Source organism: Burkholderia sp. BCC1972 (genome assembly GCF_905339605.1).
GTDB lineage: Bacteria > Pseudomonadota > Gammaproteobacteria > Burkholderiales > Burkholderiaceae > Burkholderia.
Window position 1 is genome coordinate 1 of the sequence record NZ_CAJPGH010000079.1, and the last position, 940, is coordinate 940.

1 pseudogene is annotated in these 940 nt (G+C 62.4%); it reads right to left on the minus strand.

The features are described 5' to 3' along the window. A pseudogene (locus U5798_RS36875) lies at positions 1-825 on the minus strand (hypothetical protein); the annotation flags it as partial. Positions 826-940 lie beyond the last annotated feature (115 nt).

Genomic DNA, 940 nt, shown 5'->3' on the forward strand with positions numbered 1-940 from the left:
AGGATCGTCCGCGCGCTTGTCTGCCTCGCTCTTGCTTGCGTCGCGCCATGCGGCAGGCGGATCGTTGCCTTCGTTGAAGTCGCTCTTCGCATTGCCGTCCGTCGTTTCGATGGGCTTGCCGAACCGCAACGCTTGCGGCGGGAACGGTTCGTCGAGTGCCGGCGCGTCCGCCACCACGCTCCAGCCCTTCGGCGGATTGGCATTCACGCGGAACATGTTCAACGCCGAGCTGAACCCGGTCACGACGAACATCAGCGGCGCGGTTGCAAGCGTAGCCGCCACGCCCCAGACACTTTCGTTCCCTTTGAGTGCGCCGATGAGATTGAACTTGGCCGGCGGCGAAGGCGGATACCAGAATCCCGACGTCTTTCCCTTTTGCCGATACCGCCAGTCGTCTTCCCGATACCGATAGCGCTCCTGCACGCCAACCTGGAAACCAGAGGCAAAGACGCGCTGCGTCAGCACGCCGGGGACGCTGATATCGTTCAGCTCGTTCTCGTCGATGCCACGCCAGCCGATGCCTTGAACCGTGACCGCCGAAATCACCTGGTCGTGTGGACAGCAATACGCGGTGACGCGATCATATGTCGATTCGTTCAGGCCGTGGCGAGCCCGATCCTCTTGTGCCGCATAGGACCGCTTGCTGGTCGGCGATACTCGTTCGTTGGCCATATCTTCATCGATCTTGCCGGCGGGCAGTTCGTAGGCTTTGCGCGTGCCGATGATCGACAGAAACTTGCCGAACGTTTTCGTACGGGCGGCGTAGGTCTGCCGTCCGCGACGGCCGCCACCGTCCCTGGTCGCGCGTTGCGACCAGGTATCCATGAACGTATCGGATGGATTGGGGCCGTCTGCGCGCGCAAGGCTGTACGGCGCATTCGCCAGTACGTAGGCATCCGCCACGCAATGCCCGCTACGTCCCCACGGATCTTCGACATCG